This window comes from Streptomyces sp. cg35 (assembly GCF_050410835.1).
Lineage (GTDB): Bacteria > Actinomycetota > Actinomycetes > Streptomycetales > Streptomycetaceae > Streptomyces.
Genome location: NZ_CP191268.1, coordinates 3,161,796 through 3,177,182, shown reverse-complemented (window position 1 = coordinate 3,177,182; position 15,387 = coordinate 3,161,796). Strand labels below are relative to the sequence as shown.

The window sequence follows — 15,387 nt, the reverse complement described above, 5'->3', positions numbered from 1 at the left end:
CCAGCAAACATTCCCTACGCTAAAGAAATTTTTCGAGAACCTAATTACTTGCGAGTAACGCGGTCGGTTGTGCACGGGGCGTGACGGCCAGGACAATGAGCGGCAATGAACGCAACCAACGCGGACGACCCCCTCGCCGCCGTCGGGGTCCGCCTCGACATCACGAACGACCTGCTCAGACGGATGCTCGCCGAGGTCGCGAAGACGCCGTCGACGCACGCGATCTTCGTGGACGCCGGTTATCTGTACGCCGCGGCCGGCCGCCTCGTCGCGGGCACCGAGGACCGCCGCGCCTTCGACCTGGACGCCGAGGGCCTCATCGACGCACTCATCGACCGGGCCCGCACGATCTTCGCGGACAGCCGCCTGCTGCGCGTCTACTGGTACGACGGCGCCCGCCGCCGGATCCACACCACCGAGCAGCAGTCGATCGCCGAGCTGCCCGACGTCAAGGTCCGCCTGGGCAACCTCAACGCGAACAACCAGCAGAAGGGCGTCGACTCCCTCATCCGCAGCGACCTGGAGTCCCTCGCCCGGCACCGCGCCATCAGCGACGCGGCGCTGCTCGGCGGCGACGAGGACCTGGTCTCCGCCGTCGAGGCCGCACAGGGCTACGGCGCCCGCGTCCACCTCTGGGGCATCGAGGCGCCCGAGGGGCGCAACCAGGCCGAGCCGCTCCTGTGGGAGGTCGACAGCCAGCGCACGCTCGACCTCGACTTCTTCAAGCCGTACGTGTCCCGCCGCGCCGTCACGTCGTACGAGCACACGGACGCACCGCGCCCCGCCCGCGAGCAGGTCCGCTTCGTCGGGGCGCAGATCGCCGCGCAGTGGCTCGGGGAGCGCGGGCGCGAGGCGTTCGCCGAGGTGCTGCCCGGCCACCCCTATCTGCCGGGGCCGGTCGACCAGGACCTGCTGGTCGAGGCGGAGCGCCTGCTCCAGTACTCGCTGCGCGGCCAGTCGGATCTGCGGCGGGCGCTGCGCGACGGGTTCTGGGCGCATTTGCGCGCCCAGTTCTAGAGCCTCAGGCCGGATGCCGGTCCCAGAAGGCGGCGAGGGCCGCGGCCGTCTCGCCGGGGCGGTCGGTGTTGGGGGAGTGCTCCGCCCCGGCGATCACCGTCCGCTCGGCCTTGAGGCGGCCCGCCATCTCGTCGAGCAGCGGTACGGGCCAGGCGTCGTCCCGCTCCCCGGACAGTACGTGCACCGGCGGCGCGAGCCCGGCCAGCTCGTCGACCCGGTCGGGCTCGGTACACAACTGCCGTCCGGTGGCGACCAGTTGGGCGGGGCTGTTGCTCATCCAGCGGCGCCGCAGATCGTCCTCGTCGCCGCGCGCCTCGACGGGCCCCTCGGCCGCCTCCAGCGCCTGGATGGCCTCCCACACCTGCGCCATGTCGAGCGTCGCGAGCGCGCCCTGGAGCAGCTCGACGCGCTGCTGCTGGGACCGGGACACGGCGGCCGGGCCCGACGCCATCAGCGTCAGGGACGCGAAGGGCGCCGGGTCGGCGATGACCGCGGCGCGAGCGACGAGCCCGCCGAGCGAGTGCCCGAGCAGATGCACCCGCGCCGAGCCGAGCGCCGCGGCCTGGGCCAGCACATCCCGCGCCAACTCGTCCTGGGCGTAGGGGAGTTCGTCGTCCTTCGGGCCCGCGGACTCGTACTGGCCCCGCCCGTCGACGGCGACGCTGCGATACCCGGCCGCGCTCAGCGGTCCGTGCAGCGCGATGAAGTCCTCCTTGCTCCCGGTGAACCCCGGAAGCAGCAGCGCGGTGCCCCGCACGGGACCGGACTCCGGTTCACCGACGAGCGCGGCGAAGTCGCCTCTGGCGGTGCGCAGCACGTGGGCACGGGTGCCGGACGGCGGGACGAAGGTCGGGGGCCTGCTCATGCCGTGAGGTTACGTGGCGGGGCGGCCGGGCGCCCGAGGGGGCCACGACGAAGGCCCGGACCCCGCAGTGCGGGACCCGGGCCTCGTGGCGCGGTGCGGATCAGGCTCAGGCCTCGGGGGCCACGGCCTTCTTGCGCGTGCGCTTCGGCTTGGCCTCGGCGGCGGGCGCTTCCTCCGGAGCCGCGGCGACGGCCTTCTTACGAGTCCGCTTCGGCTTCGCCTCGGCGTCCACGGTCTCCACGGCGGCCTCGGCCGGAGCCGTGGCCTTCTTGCGGGTCCGCTTCGGCTTCGTCTCGACGGCCTCGACCGTGTCGACCACGACCTCCGCCTTCTTGCGCGTGCGCTTCGGCTTGGCCTCGGCGGCGGGCGCCTCCTCCGGAGCGGCGGCGACGGCCTTCTTACGAGTCCGCTTCGGCTTCGTCTCGACAGCCTCGACCGTGTCGACGACGGCTTCCGCCTGCGCGTCGACGACGGGCTCCGCCTTCTTGCGCGTGCGCTTCGGCTTGGCCTCGGCGGCGGGCGCCTCCTCCGGAGCGGCGGCGACGGCCTTCTTGCGCGTACGGGCCGGCTTGGCCTCGACGGCCTCCGCCGTGTCGACGGCGACCTCCGCCTTCTTGCGCGTACGGCGACGCGGCGCGGCCGGGGCCTCGACGGTCTCCGCGACGGGCGCCACGGCCTCGACCGTCTCGACGACGGCCTCCGCCTTCTTGCGCGTACGGCGACGGGGCGCGGCCGGGGCCTCGGCGACCGGCTCGGCCACCGGAGCGACCGGGGCGACGACGGTCTCGACCGTCTCGACGACAGCCTCGGCGGCGGGCGCGGCCTGCGCGCCACCACGGGTACGGCGCCGACGGCGCGGCGTGCGCGGCTCGGAGGCGTCCTGCGCGACCGGCGTCACCGGAGCGGCGGCGGGAGCGGCGGCCGCCTCCGCGGCGACCGGCTCGCCGCTGCGCGTGCGACGACGGCGGCGCGGCGTGCGGGCGGAACGCTCCCGCTCCTGGCCGCGATCACGGTCCCGGTCCCGGTCCTGCGAAGGACGGCCACCGCGGCCGCCGCGCGACGAGGCACCCCGGCCACCGGTCTCGCCCAGGTCCTCGATCTCCTCGGCCGCGAGTCCGGCGCGGGTGCGCTCGGCGCGCGGCAGGACACCCTTGGTGCCCGCCGGGATGCTCAGCTCCTCGTACAGGTGCGGCGAGGAGGAGTACGTCTCGACCGGGTCGTTGAAGTCCAGCTCCAGCGCCTTGTTGATCAGCTGCCAGCGCGGGATGTCGTCCCAGTCGACCAGCGTGATCGCGATGCCCTTCTTGCCCGCGCGGCCGGTGCGGCCGATGCGGTGGAGGTACGTCTTCTCGTCCTCGGGCGACTGGTAGTTGATGACGTGCGTGACGCCCTCGACGTCGATGCCGCGCGCGGCGACGTCGGTGCACACCAGCACGTCGACCTTGCCGTTGCGGAACGCGCGCAGCGCCTGCTCACGCGCGCCCTGCCCGAGGTCGCCGTGCACGGCGCCGGAGGCGAACCCGCGCTTCTGCAACTGCTCGGCGATGTCGGCGGCGGTCCGCTTCGTCCGGCAGAAGATCATCGCGAGCCCGCGGCCGTCGGCCTGCAGGACGCGCGCGACCATCTCCGGCTTGTCCATGTTGTGCGCGCGGTACACGTGCTGCGCGATGTTCCGCACGGTCGCGCCCTCGTCGTCCGGCGACGTGGCGCGGATGTGCGTGGGCTGCGACATGTAACGGCGGGCGAGGCCGATGACGGCGCCCGGCATGGTCGCCGAGAACAGCATCGTCTGACGCTTGACCGGAAGCATGTTGATGATCTTCTCGACGTCGGGCAGGAAGCCCAGGTCGAGCATCTCGTCGGCCTCGTCGAGGACGAGCGCCTTCACGTGCGAGAGGTTCAGCTTCTTCTGCCCGGCGAGGTCGAGCAGCCGGCCCGGGGTGCCGACGATCACGTCGACGCCCTTCTTGAGGGCCTCGACCTGGGGCTCGTAGGCGCGACCGCCATATATGGCGAGGACGCGCACATTGCGCACCTTGCCGGCGGTCAGGAGGTCATTGGTCACCTGCTGGCACAGCTCGCGCGTCGGGACGACGACGAGGGCCTGCGGGGCGTCGGTCAGCTGCTCGGGCTTGGCCCGGCCGGCCTCGACGTCCGCGGGAACGGTGACGCGCTCCAGGAGCGGCAGACCGAAACCGAGGGTCTTGCCCGTGCCGGTCTTGGCCTGGCCGATGACGTCCGTGCCGGAGAGGGCGACGGGGAGGGTCATCTCCTGGATGGGGAAGGGGTTGATGATGCCGACGGCCTCAAGGGCCTCTGCCGTCTCGGGGAGAATGCCGAGCTGACGGAATGTCGAAGTCTGCGTAGTCAGGGTGTTGCCTCTTCTGTGAGGTGCGGTGCGAGGCGAACGCGGGGGTCTTGACCGTGCCAGTGCCGTGCCGTTGGTACGCCGGTCTCGATCCGCTGCTGCGGGTGGACCGGATGGCGCGGGACCACTGCCGACGCTCGAGCGCTCGTGCCGCTGAGGGGCCCCTCCTCGTGCCGTACGTCGCGTGACGTACGAGCCGGAGGGCTGTCGGGTCGGAGCCGATCGGGCCTCCGACCGGGCATCCTCATTCGTGAGGCCCGTCGCAAGTACGCGCAAGCGCCAGGAATCGGGCTTGCACTCGGCGGGCTCATTACCACCATACCCCGGAAACGCGCATGTGCGATGGCCGAATTGGTCACGTAGCCGTCGTCACACTCCTTGACCAGGGACTTCCGTGGGGCGGCGAGCGGGCTATTGTGCGCTTCATGGAGACGCCTGACAACGCCACGCCGTCCGCCGAAGCGACCCCCGCAGCGACCGGGATCGCTGCCCAGGACTGGGCCACCGCGTCCGCGGACGCGAACTACCGCGCCGCCGTCGTCGACCTGCTCGGTGCCCTCGCGTACGGGGAGCTGGCGGCGTTCGAGCGGCTCGCGGAGGACGCCAAGCTGGCGCCGACGCTGGCCGACAAGGCGGAGCTCGCGAAGATGGCGTCCGCCGAGTTCCACCACTTCGAGCAGCTGCGGAACCGGCTCGCGGAGATCGGCGCGGAACCGACCGAGGCGATGGACCCGTTCGTCGAGGCGCTCGACGGCTTCCACAAGCAGACCGCTCCGTCGGACTGGCTGGAGGGCCTGGTCAAGGCGTACGTCGGCGACTCGATCGCCAGTGACTTCTACCGGGAGGTCGCGGCCCGGCTCGACTCGGACACCCGCTCCCTGGTGCTCGCGGTGCTCGACGACACGGGGCACGCCTCGTTCGCCGTGGAGAAGGTGCGCGCGGCGATCGACGCGGACCCGCGCGTGGGCGGCCGGCTCGCGCTGTGGGCGCGGCGCCTGATGGGCGAGGCCCTGTCGCAGTCGCAGCGGGTGGTCGCGGACCGCGACGCGCTCTCCACGATGCTGGTCGGCGGCGTCGCCGACGGCTTCGACCTGGCCGAGGTCGGCCGGATGTTCTCCCGGATCACCGAGGCGCACACCAAGCGGATGGCGGCGCTCGGACTCGCTGCCTAGAACCTTCTTCGCGAGGGGCGGGGCCGCACAGGACACCTGTCCTGTGCGGCCCCGCCCCTCGCTCCGTGGTCAGGCGTTCGGACTCAGCCGACGGGCTCTGCCCCGGTGGGGACCGAGCAGCAGCGACAGCAGCGCCGCCGACAGCACGAGTGCGCCGACGAGCGTGGCGATCGCGTGGCCCGGTCCCAGGGCGCTGTGGGTGACGAACGCCCCGAACAGGGCGCCCGCGACTCCGGTCGGCAGCACGAGCGTGCGCGACGGGAGGCGGTCCGGCAGGCGCAGGCCTGCGGCCCAGGCGAGGGCCAGGCCGAGCAGTGCGGAGCCAAGAGCTTCGAGAAGCATGGTGGGGGTCCCTCCCGCGCGGCCAGTGGGTGCAAATCGGTCGTAGCCGGTCTACCCCTGGCACCCGGAATGCAACCCTCCCCGTATGCATTCGCTGTGCCCGCTCTGTGTACGCCGAAAGGGCCCGACGGCGATGTGCCGTCGGGCCCTTTCTCGTACTTCTCTTGTCGCTCCTCGGAGCGTGCGCAGCCCTACAGCGGGCCGAAGCCCACCTTGCGCACCGCCGGCTCGCCGATCTCCACATAGGCGAGGCGCTCGGCCGGGACCAGCACCTTGCGGCCCTTCTCGTCCGTCAGGGAGAGCAGCTGCGACTTGCCGGACAGCGCCTCGGACACCGCGCTCTCGACCTCCTCGGCGGACTGGCCGCTCTCCAGAACGATCTCGCGGGGCGTGTGCAGCACGCCGATCTTGACCTCCACGGCCTTGTCCCTCCGACGATCCGTGATGTGCGCGGACGACCGCGCGCCGTACGCAGCAAAGATTAGCCCGGTGAAGCGGGGCACCTGGTGCCCCGGCTGCACGCCAAGAGCGAACAGCCGGACGGGAACAAAAGTGCGGTGGCGTTCCGCGTGGTGCTCAGTGCTGTTCCATGCCGTGCAGCGGGAACCCCGCGATGCCCCGCCAGGCCAGCGACGTCAGCAGCTGGACGGCCTTGTCCCGCTCCACCGGGCTCTCGCTGGAGAGCCAGTAGCGCGCGACGACCTGCGAGACGCCGCCCAGGCCCACGGCCAGCAGCATCGACTCGTCCTTCGACAGCCCCGTGTCCTCGGCGATCACGTCCGAGATGGCCTCGGCGCACTGCAGGCTGACCCGGTCGACGCGCTCGCGCACCGCCGGCTCGTTCGTCAGGTCCGACTCGAAGACGAGCCGGAAGGCGCCGCCCTCGTCCTGGACGTACGCGAAGTAGGCGTCCATCGTCGCCGCCACACGCTGCTTGTTGTCCGACGTGGAGGCGAGCGCCGTGCGGACGGACTGCAGGAGCGACTCGCAGTGCTGGTCGAGCAGGGCCAGGTAGAGATCGAGCTTGCCCGGGAAGTGCTGGTAGAGCACGGGCTTGCTGACCCCGGCCCGCTCGGCGATGTCGTCCATCGCGGCCGCGTGGTACCCCTGCGCGACAAAAACTTCCTGGGCGGCGCCCAGGAGCTGGTTGCGTCGGGCACGGCGCGGCAGGCGTGTGCCCTTGGGGCGCGCTGCCTCCGTCTGCTCGATGGCTGTCACGCCGCCTCCCAAATCGTCCGTGTGCGGTGTGCGCCGCGCCGTCATCGTACTTTTGGGTAACCAAGATGTGCGCGGTGCGAGCGCAGAATTTCACGGACCGGACGACTGTGAAAGCCGCCGTAGCACGCCTTCAACCGCAAAGTGGCGCAAACTGTCGCACCCTTTGCCCAACTCGTCACCGGTAATCGTCTTCGTCGAGTGCCACGACCCGCGCCTGCTCGGCCCGGTCGGCCTCGTTCGCACCGTCCGGATCGGCCGCCTCCGCCGGTACGTCGTCCAGGTCGGGAGCGAGTCCCGTCAGTTGCTCGGCGGCGTCCGCTTCCGGGGCCTCCACGCCGATCTCCGGGGGACGGCTCTCCTCGAAGGTCTCGGGATCGCTGGGGTCGACAGTCATGAACGGCTCCCTTCCTCACCTGTGTCTCGCGTGGGCGGGTGCCCTGATATCGAGCGTAGGAGACACCCGATCGGGGCGCTATGCGATCTCCTCATGGACGGACCGATGAGCTCTGGGCAGAGTTATGAGCTGTCTGTGACGGCGAACACACGATCCCCTGCGTGATCGTCTCGTAACATATGCCGCATGTCTTCGACCGAGCCGCCGCGTGTGCCTCCCGCCATCGCCGCCGCGGTGCCCAAGCCGGGCACCGTCAGGGTCGCGGAGGGAGAGAGACTCCGCGCGGTCACTCTGCCCGGGCTCACGCTGTCGGTCCGGTCCCGGCCCGCCACGCGTGACGGGCTGCCGCCCGCGCTCTACGTCCACGGACTCGGCGGTTCCTCGCAGAACTGGTCGGCGCTGATGCCCCTGCTCGAGGACACCGTCGACGGCGAGGCCGTCGACCTCCCCGGCTTCGGCGACTCGCCGCCGCCGGACGACGGCGACTACTCCGTGACCGGACACGCGCGCGCCGTCATCCGCTATCTCGACGCGCAGGGCCGCGGCCCCGTCCACCTCTTCGGGAACTCGCTGGGCGGCGCCGTCACCACGCGCGTCGCCGCCGCGCGCCCCGACCTCGTACGGACGCTGACCCTCGTCTCGCCGGCCCTGCCCGAGATCAGGGTGCAGCGCACCGCACTGCCGACCGGACTGCTCGCCGTGCCCGGCGTCGCCGCGCTCTTCACCCGGCTGACGAAGGAGTGGACGCCGGAGCAGCGGGTGCGCGGCGTCATGGCCCTTTGCTACGGCGATCCGAACCGCGTCACGCCCGAGGGATTCCGGGCCGCCGTGGAGGAGATGGAGCGCCGGCTTCAGCTCCCGTACTTCTGGGACGCCATGGCCCGCTCCGCGCGCGGGGTGGTGAACGCGTACACGCTCGGCGGCCAGCACGGTCTGTGGCGCCAGGCCGAGCGGGTGCTCGCGCCGACCCTGCTCGTCTACGGAGGCCGTGACCTGCTGGTCTCCTATCGGATGGCGGCGCGCGCGGCGCGCACCTTCCGGGACTCGCGCCTGCTGACCCTGCCGGACGCGGGGCACGTCGCGATGATGGAATATCCGGAGACGGTCGCGACGGCGTTCAGGGAACTGATCGCCGACACCGCGGCGTTGAACGAACAGCAAGATCTTCAAGCGACGGGCGCGACCGTCGCGAGCACTACGGAGCCGGGGAGCTGAGGCGGCGAGTGGGACGGCACAGCCGCCGAGGACCGGCAGACAACGGCGATACCGCCGACATACCTGTAGTACCCACGATCCCCGGACCGGCCGGTCCGGGCGGATCGTCGGGCCCGGGCACCGGGCGCCGGCGCAGGACGCCCGCCGAGGCGCCCGCCACCGCGCACGGGACCGCCCGGACCGGGGCGTCGTCGCGGGTCCGCGGCGAACACCCCGAGCGGCGGGGGCCGGGCGCGGGCCGGGGCGCGCCCGGTGACCACGAGAGCGCCGGGCGGGGATTCACCGCGCCTGCCGGGCCGCCGCTGGTGCCGCGGCCCCGGCAGGAGTACGTCGACGCCTTCGACGACGCCCCGGGCGATCCGTACGGCTCCGTGACCGACTGGGGCGACGAGGCGCCCGCGCCGTCGGGCGACCCGGCCGCGGACCCGGGATCGGCATCGGCATCGGCGGAGCCGGACGGCGCGGGCGCGAAGCGCGGGAAGGGGCTGACGTTCGCGGGGATCGCCGCCGCGGCCGTCACCACCGTGCTCGCCGTCGTCGTCGCGGGGCAGGTCACCGACGGGGGCGGTGGCGCGGCCGGCGACACACAGGCACAGGCAGCCGAAGGCACCCGCGGCCATGACGGCTCGGCCTCGCGCTCGGACGACCGGGCCACCCCGTCGAAGACCGCCCAGGCCGCTCCGGCGACGTACGCGCAGAAGATGGCCAAGAAGTACCCGCTGGCCGCGGACCTGAAGGGCTCGGGGGACTTCGAGGCCGTCCCCGGGCTGGCCAAGGCGCCGGGCCACGGACAGAAGTTCCGCTACCGCATCGACGTCGAGAAGGGGCTCGGGCTCGACGGCGACCTGTTCGCGCAGGCCGTGCAGAAGACCCTGAACGACAAGCGGAGCTGGGCCCACGACGGCGCCCGCACCTTCGAGCGGATCTCCTCCGGGAAACCGGACTTCGTGATCACGCTCGCCAGCCCCGGGACCACGGCCACCTGGTGCGCCAAGTCGGGCCTCGACACGACCGAGGACAACGTGTCGTGCGACTCCGCCGCCACCGACCGCGTGATGATCAACGCCTATCGGTGGGCGCAGGGCGCGAAGACGTACGGCGACGCGATCTACCCCTACCGCCAGATGCTCATCAACCACGAGGTCGGCCACCGGCTCGGCTACAACCACGTGACCTGCTCGCAGAACGGCGCCCTCGCGCCCGTGATGCAGCAGCAGACCAAGTTCCTGAGCTTCAACGGGATCACGTGCAAACCCAACCCCTGGGCATTTCCCAAGGGTTGACGCTCCGTAGCGTTCTGTAGCGGAACGATCTCCTAGCGCGACAGAACGTCACGCGCGCGGGAAAGTTACGACCGTTCACCCCTTTTGGTGGCGCGATGGACAACCGTCCATCGCGCCACCGGCATGTCCGCATACGTTCGTCCCGCTGCGAGCCGCCGGGCCAACGGCGGCTCCCCAGACGGGAGATCGGGGGTGTACTCGTGCGCATCGGACTGCTGACCGAGGGTGGTTACCCGTATGTGAGCGGTGAGGCCAGACTCTGGTGCGACCGGCTCGTGCGCGGGCTCGAGCAGCACGAATTCGACATCTACGCGCTCAGCCTCAGCCAGGACCAGGAGGACGCGGGCTGGCTCGCACTGCCCCCGCAGGTCAGCCGGGTGCGGACCGCGCCGATGTGGACCGGGGGCACGGGCGGCGAGGACGGCGCGCGAGGGGGCGCACTCGGGCGGCGGGCCCGGCGCCGGTTCGCCTCGCTGTACGAGGAGTTGGCCAGCGCCGTTGTCCGTGGCCCGGGCGCTGGGGCGTCCGGCACGGAAGCGGAGGCGGACCGTTTCGCCACGGCGCTGTACGGCCTCGCCGAACTCGCCCGCGACGAGGGCGCCCTGGGCTCCGCGCTCCGCTCCGAGACGGCCGTGCGCATTCTGGAGCGCGCCTGTCGTGCGCCCGGCGCACTGCGCGCCGCCCGCGCGGCCCGGGTCCCCGACCTGCTCGCCTTCGCCCGGTACGTGGAGCGCGCGCTGCGCCCCCTCTCGCTCGACTGGTACGAGGACGCCTCCGTCGGCGCCGGACTCTCCGGCGGCGGGCTCGACTCCGTCGACCTGTGCCACGCGACGTCGGGCGGGGCGGCCGCGCTGCCCGGCCTGATCGCCAAGCGGTTCTTCGGCGTACCGCTGCTCGTCACCGAGTACGGGGTGCAGCTGCGCGCCCGCTACATCGCCGCGGGCGACGCCGAGCTGAGTGCGCCGGTGCGCGCGCTGCTCGCGGCCTTCCACGGCCTCCTCGCCGCCGAGGTCTACCGCCAGGCCGCAGTGATCACTCCGGGCAACACGCACGCCCGGCGCTGGCAGGAGCGGTGCGGCGCCGACCGCGCCAAGCTGCGCACCGTCCATCCCGGGATGGAGGCCTCGCGCTTCGCGGAGGTCGGCGAGCGGGAGGAGCCCGGGGACCCGGACACCCTCGTCTGGGTCGGGCGCGTCGACCCCTCCAAGGACCTCATCTCGCTGCTGCACGCCTTCGCCGAGATCCGCAAGGAGGAACCGAAGGCGCGGCTGCGGATCGTGGGGGCGATGCCGCCCGCGCCGGCGGGCGCGACCGACCAGGACTGTCCGACGGACCGCGAGGCCGAGGCGTACCTCGGGCACTGCAAGGCCCTGGCCGCGCAGCTCTTCCCCGACGAGGCCACGGGGATCCACGCCGTCGGCGAGAACCCGGTCTCCTTCGAGGAGCTCGGCGGACCCGAGGCGCCCGACCTCGCCGACGTCTACGGAGCGGGCGGCGTCGTCGTCCTGTCCAGCGTCGTCGAGGGCTTCCCGATCAGCCTGGTCGAGGCCATGTTCTGCGGGCGCGCGACCGTGTCCACCGATGTGGGCGCCGTCGTCGAGGTCATCGGCGGCACGGGTCTCGTCGTCCCGCCGCGCAACCCGCGCGCCCTCGCCGAGGCCTGCGTGGCGCTGCTGCGCGACTCCGAGCGCCGGGAGCGGCTCGGCGCGGCGGCCCGGGCGCGCGCCCTCGAGCTCTTCACCGTCGAACAGAACGTCGAGGCATTTCACAGCATTTACCTCGAGATCGTCTCGCACTGCCCGGTACGCCGGGAGGCCGTGGACGGCGCCGGCGGCCCACTGCCGTTCGCCCATCCGCCCGAGGCCCACGTGCCGGGGCGGTGGACGGCCACGGCCGTGGGCGGCTCCGGCGGAGCGTGGCTCGCCGGCCGGTCCACCGGGGCGGGAGCCCCCAGCTGGGCGACGGACGCCGGCGCCGCCGATGACACGGCCGGCGGTGACGGCGGCGGTGAGCGGGAGCAGTTGGCCGGAGTGACACAAGGATGCGGGGAGGGTGAGGCATGAGCGGGCGTGAGAGCGCGGGGCGCGGGCCCGGCGGCGGCGTCGGGGCGGATGTGCCCCGGGTGCCGGTGAGCGCCGGAGCCTGGGGAGCCGACTCGGCGCAGGCGCTGGAGGTCCTCGCGACCGACGAACTCGCCGACCTCGACGAGGAGTTGCTCCGCAAACCCGAGGCGTGGCGGGCCGCAGGCGGCGCCGAGGGCATCGAGACCGGTCCCGTCGAGAGCATTGCGGATCAGGCCGAGGGGGACCGCGGCGCCGACGGCGCGGCGGGGGCCGGGGGCCTGCGCGGCGAGCAGGGGTCTGCCGTGCCCGCCCCGGAGCCGCCCCGCGAGCCTCGTGCGGGCGGCGGCATCCCCGCCTCCCCCACGCCCCCACGCCGCTCGGGCGCCGACCCCGTCAAGGTCCTGATGCACCGGCACCGCGACCTGTGCGAGCGCGCCGTCGACCCGCTGGAGATCGCCGCCGGGCTCGAGGCCCACGGCATGACCGACCGGACCGCCGCCCGCTTCCGCCACAAGGACGTGTTCTCCCTCGCCGAGGAGATGTACGCGCGCGTGCCGCGCGACGGCGACCGGGACGAGCCGACGACCGCCGCGCCTGCCCCCGCCCCCACCACCGGCCGTCGTGGCGCGTGGGCCGGGCTCGCACTGCTGCCGGGAGCCGCCTGCGCACTGACGCTGCCCGCCCTGGACGCCACGACGGGCGCCACCCGGGCGGCCGTCGGCATCGGCGGCGCGCTCGCCGTCGCCGTCGCCCTGCGCACGGCCCTGCGACACGGGCCGCTGCGCGCCGGGGACGGACCGCTCGCCCCCGCGACCCGGCTGTGGGTCTGGTGGCTGCTCGCCTACGCCCTGCTCGGCGACGGCCTGCTGACCGCCGCGCTGGCCGGCGGGCCCGACGCGGCCTGGGACCCCTCGACCGCGTCGCTCCTCGCGCTCGCCGTCGCCGTGGCACCCGCGACCTGGTGCGCCCGGCTCTACGCGGCCGGGGCCCGACGCCGACTCGCCATCAGCCGCCGACTCGCCGAATTCGCCTCCTCGGTACGGCCGTTGCTCCTCGCCTCCGTCGCCCTGTTCGCTCTGTCCCTGGTGACACTGCTCGGCTTGTCCGGAGCCGCGCTCGACCAGCGCGTGGACTACGCCGGAGCGGGAGCCCTGGGCGTCCTCCTGCTGCTCGCCCGCCTCCTCGGTGTGCACGGGCGCACGCACGCCCCCGCGGTCGTGCTCGGCGCGGCCGCCGCCGTCGAGGCCCTGGCCGTCGCCTCCGTCTTCGCCGCGCGACTGCCCGGCTGCGACGCCCTCGGCGCTCCTGTCGAGGCCGCCGTCGACGCCCTGGGCGCGGGCGTCGTACCCGGTGCCGCCTGCGGTGTCGCGGCCCTGGCGCTGCTCGTCCACGCGACCCGCACGCTGACCCGGGCCTCCGCCCATGCGAGCGCCGACGGCGCGACAGGGGGTGCGCCATGACCTGCGCGACACCCGCTGCCGAGCGCGCCGTACCGCCCGCCGCATGACCAGCAACACCCCTCTCCCGCGGGGCCGACACCGCGGGCCCACCCGACGACTCACGGCAACACCCATAAGGAGAAAGCCAGATGACCACCCCTCCTCCCGGAGGCGCCGGATATGCCGGATACTCCGGACCTCACGGGCAGCGCGACACCCACGGTCCGCGCGCACGGCGCGCAGCGCGCGGAGCGCGAACCCTGGGAGGCGTCCGATGAGGGTCCTGCTGATCGGAGCCAACGGGTACCTCGGCCGCTTCGTCGCCGACCGACTCCTGGCAGATCCCGCCGTACAGCTCACCGCGCTCGGCCGGGGCGACGACGCGGACGTCCGCTTCGACCTGGCCACCGGCAGCCCGGGCGCGCTCACCCGCTTCCTGGACGCCGTCCACCCCGGGGTCGTCATCAACTGCGCCGGCGCCACCCGCGGCGGCGCCCGCGACCTCACCCGGCACAACACCGTCGCCGTCGCCACCATCTGCGAGGCCCTGCGCCGCAGCGGCTGCGGCGCCCGCCTCGTACAGATCGGCTGCGGCGCCGAGTACGGCCCGTCGCAGCCCGGCTCGTCCACCGCCGAGGACGCGGTGCCCAGGCCGGGCGGCCCGTACGGCGTCAGCAAGCTCGCCGCGACCGAACTCGTCCTGGGCTCCGGCCTCGACGCGGTCGTCCTGCGCGTCTTCTCGCCCGCCGGCCCCGGCACCCCCGCCGGATCGCCGCTCGGCAGGCTCGCCGAGGCCATGCGCCGCGCGATGCAGGCCGGTGACGGCGAACTGAAGCTCGGCGGCCTGGGCGCACAGCGTGACTTCATCGACGTACGCGACGTGGCGCGCGCCGTGCACGCCGCCTCGCTCTCCGCCGCCCAGGGCGTCATCAACATCGGCTCGGGCCGCGCCGTGCGGCTGCGCGACGCCGCCTCCGTGCTCGCCCGGGTCGCCGGCTTCGGCGGCGCCCTCCACGAACTCGACGCGCCGCCCGCCGGGCTCCGGCAATCCGTCGGCCACCCGCGCTCCGAATCCGACCACGGGATGCCGGTCCCGCCGGCCGCCGCGTACCCGTACCCCGACGGCTGCGGGAGCTGGCAGCAGGCCGACGTGCGCACGGCCCGCGACCGGCTCGGCTGGCGTCCCCGCATCAACCTCGAAGAGTCCCTCGCCGACATCTGGATGGAGGCGGCATGCCGTATCTGACTCCCACCACGACCGGCCTGTCGAGCACCGACGTACGGCTCGGCTTCGGCATCCCCGGTTTCGCCCACCCCCTCGTCGCCCCCGCGGAGTGGGCCGAACTCACCCGACCCGCAACCCCTTTGCACTGGGTCGTCCTGAATGTCGCCAACGGTCCGGGGGCCCGTCCCGACCCGCACTGCCTCGAAGCGGCAGGACGTCTGCGCAACGCCGGGGTGCGTGTCCTTGGTCACGTCGACATGACCTACGGCGCCCGGTCCTTCGGGGAGATCGTCTCGGACGCCCACCGCTTCCTCGACTGGTACCAGGTCGACGGGTTCAGCCTCGACCGCTGTCCCACCGAGCGGGCCGCGCTCCCCGAGGTCCGGCGCACCGTCACGACGCTGCGCGCGCTCGTCGACGACGCGTACATCGTGCTCGGCCACGGCACCCACCCGTACCCCGGATTCGCCGAGACCGCCGACCAGTTGGTGACCTTCTCCGGTCCCTGGAGCGACTACCGCTGGTCCCAGGTCGCCGAGTGGACCGCGGAGTATCCGCCCGAGCGCTTCTGCCACTTCGTCCACGGCATGCCGCGCGGTCACCTCGAGGAGGCGCTGCGCATCGCGCGCTGGCAGGGTGCGGGCACGATCTACTTCACGGACCGCACGGATCGCGGCGGCCCGACGGACCCCTGGGAGTCGATGCCCGGTTACTGGGACGAAATCGTCTCGCGTATCGGACCAGGTGTCTCGGAATGAAGAAGGGCGTGGCAGTGTTACAGACGGA

At 73.2% G+C, this 15,387-nt stretch carries 14 protein-coding genes; 8 read left to right on the top strand and 6 right to left on the bottom strand.

From position 1 onward, the window contains the following. Positions 1–105: 105 nt before the first annotated feature. Positions 106–1,017: an NYN domain-containing protein gene (locus ACQUQD_RS14460; RefSeq protein ID WP_428952469.1), complete on the top strand. Its 912-nt coding sequence runs from the start codon at positions 106–108 to the stop codon at positions 1,015–1,017. A gap of 4 nt (positions 1,018–1,021) precedes the next feature. On the opposite strand, the gene ACQUQD_RS14455 is transcribed toward ACQUQD_RS14460, so the two are convergent. Both ACQUQD_RS14455 and ACQUQD_RS14450 read right to left on the bottom strand, forming a co-directional pair. Beyond that, positions 1,022–1,882 carry an alpha/beta fold hydrolase gene (locus ACQUQD_RS14455; protein ID WP_428952468.1) on the bottom strand — a complete coding sequence of 287 codons (861 nt, stop codon included), beginning with the start codon at positions 1,880–1,882 and terminating at the stop codon, positions 1,022–1,024. 106 nt (positions 1,883–1,988) lie between these two features. After that, the gene (locus tag ACQUQD_RS14450) at positions 1,989–4,151 is read right to left on the bottom strand and encodes a DEAD/DEAH box helicase (protein WP_428952467.1); all 2,163 of its coding nucleotides are present in this window, start codon (positions 4,149–4,151) and stop codon (positions 1,989–1,991) included. A 524-nt stretch (positions 4,152–4,675) separates the two neighbouring features. Between ACQUQD_RS14450 and ACQUQD_RS14445 the strand changes: the two genes are divergently transcribed. Beyond that, positions 4,676–5,422, top strand: a complete 747-nt coding sequence (locus ACQUQD_RS14445) for a ferritin-like fold-containing protein (RefSeq protein WP_428952466.1) — start codon at positions 4,676–4,678, stop codon at positions 5,420–5,422. Between the two features lie 69 nt (positions 5,423–5,491). Here the strand turns inward: ACQUQD_RS14445 and ACQUQD_RS14440 are convergent, their stop codons facing one another. The 4 genes from ACQUQD_RS14440 to ACQUQD_RS14425 all read right to left on the bottom strand — a co-directional run bounded on the left by ACQUQD_RS14440 (position 5,492) and on the right by ACQUQD_RS14425 (position 7,376). Then, on the bottom strand, positions 5,492–5,764 hold the full coding sequence (locus ACQUQD_RS14440; protein WP_428952465.1) for a hypothetical protein: 273 nt from the start codon (positions 5,762–5,764) through the stop codon (positions 5,492–5,494). A 191-nt stretch (positions 5,765–5,955) separates the two neighbouring features. Next, on the bottom strand, positions 5,956–6,183 hold the full coding sequence (locus tag ACQUQD_RS14435) for a DUF3107 domain-containing protein (protein ID WP_365568750.1): 228 nt from the start codon (positions 6,181–6,183) through the stop codon (positions 5,956–5,958). Between the two features lie 157 nt (positions 6,184–6,340). Beyond that, positions 6,341–6,982, bottom strand: coding sequence for a TetR/AcrR family transcriptional regulator (locus ACQUQD_RS14430; protein WP_428952464.1), 642 nt, complete (start codon positions 6,980–6,982; stop codon positions 6,341–6,343). 175 nt (positions 6,983–7,157) lie between these two features. Continuing rightward, a complete protein-coding gene (locus ACQUQD_RS14425; protein WP_428952463.1) occupies positions 7,158–7,376 on the bottom strand; it encodes a hypothetical protein in 219 nt (72 codons plus the stop codon). A 186-nt stretch (positions 7,377–7,562) separates the two neighbouring features. Between ACQUQD_RS14425 and ACQUQD_RS14420 the strand changes: the two genes are divergently transcribed. From ACQUQD_RS14420 to ACQUQD_RS14395, 6 genes are all read left to right on the top strand, one after another. Then, positions 7,563–8,591 (top strand): alpha/beta fold hydrolase, encoded by a 1,029-nt coding sequence (locus tag ACQUQD_RS14420; RefSeq protein ID WP_428952462.1) that lies wholly within the window; start codon positions 7,563–7,565, stop codon positions 8,589–8,591. 8 nt (positions 8,592–8,599) lie between these two features. Then, positions 8,600–9,874 carry a DUF3152 domain-containing protein gene (locus tag ACQUQD_RS14415; RefSeq protein WP_428952461.1) on the top strand — a complete coding sequence of 425 codons (1,275 nt, stop codon included), beginning with the start codon at positions 8,600–8,602 and terminating at the stop codon, positions 9,872–9,874. Between the two features lie 200 nt (positions 9,875–10,074). Further along, positions 10,075–11,937: a DUF3492 domain-containing protein gene (locus ACQUQD_RS14410; RefSeq protein WP_428952460.1), complete on the top strand. Its 1,863-nt coding sequence runs from the start codon at positions 10,075–10,077 to the stop codon at positions 11,935–11,937. Next, positions 11,934–13,397, top strand: a complete 1,464-nt coding sequence (locus ACQUQD_RS14405) for a hypothetical protein (protein WP_428952459.1) — start codon at positions 11,934–11,936, stop codon at positions 13,395–13,397. The genes ACQUQD_RS14410 and ACQUQD_RS14405 overlap by 4 nt, the downstream gene beginning before the upstream one ends. 253 nt (positions 13,398–13,650) lie before the next feature. Beyond that, positions 13,651–14,622: an NAD-dependent epimerase/dehydratase family protein gene (locus ACQUQD_RS14400; RefSeq protein ID WP_428952458.1), complete on the top strand. Its 972-nt coding sequence runs from the start codon at positions 13,651–13,653 to the stop codon at positions 14,620–14,622. Continuing rightward, entirely contained in the window at positions 14,610–15,359 is a 750-nt protein-coding gene (locus tag ACQUQD_RS14395) for a spherulation-specific family 4 protein (protein ID WP_428952457.1), read from the top strand. Before ACQUQD_RS14400 ends, ACQUQD_RS14395 begins: the two co-directional genes overlap by 13 nt. Positions 15,360–15,387 lie beyond the last annotated feature (28 nt).

Excerpts from the sequence above, each read along its gene's own strand:
- ACQUQD_RS14460 (WP_428952469.1), top strand. The coding sequence starts at position 106 with ATGAACGCAACCAACGCGGACGACCCCCTCGCCGCCGTCGGGGTCCGC.
- ACQUQD_RS14455 (WP_428952468.1), bottom strand. The coding sequence starts at position 1,882 with ATGAGCAGGCCCCCGACCTTCGTCCCGCCGTCCGGCACCCGTGCCCAC.
- ACQUQD_RS14450 (WP_428952467.1), bottom strand. The coding sequence starts at position 4,151 with ATGACCCTCCCCGTCGCCCTCTCCGGCACGGACGTCATCGGCCAGGCC.
- ACQUQD_RS14445 (WP_428952466.1), top strand. The coding sequence starts at position 4,676 with ATGGAGACGCCTGACAACGCCACGCCGTCCGCCGAAGCGACCCCCGCA.
- ACQUQD_RS14440 (WP_428952465.1), bottom strand. The coding sequence starts at position 5,764 with ATGCTTCTCGAAGCTCTTGGCTCCGCACTGCTCGGCCTGGCCCTCGCC.
- ACQUQD_RS14425 (WP_428952463.1), bottom strand. The coding sequence starts at position 7,376 with ATGACTGTCGACCCCAGCGATCCCGAGACCTTCGAGGAGAGCCGTCCC.
- ACQUQD_RS14420 (WP_428952462.1), top strand. The coding sequence starts at position 7,563 with ATGTCTTCGACCGAGCCGCCGCGTGTGCCTCCCGCCATCGCCGCCGCG.
- ACQUQD_RS14405 (WP_428952459.1), top strand. The coding sequence starts at position 11,934 with ATGAGCGGGCGTGAGAGCGCGGGGCGCGGGCCCGGCGGCGGCGTCGGG.
- ACQUQD_RS14400 (WP_428952458.1), top strand. The coding sequence starts at position 13,651 with ATGAGGGTCCTGCTGATCGGAGCCAACGGGTACCTCGGCCGCTTCGTC.
- ACQUQD_RS14395 (WP_428952457.1), top strand. The coding sequence starts at position 14,610 with ATGCCGTATCTGACTCCCACCACGACCGGCCTGTCGAGCACCGACGTA.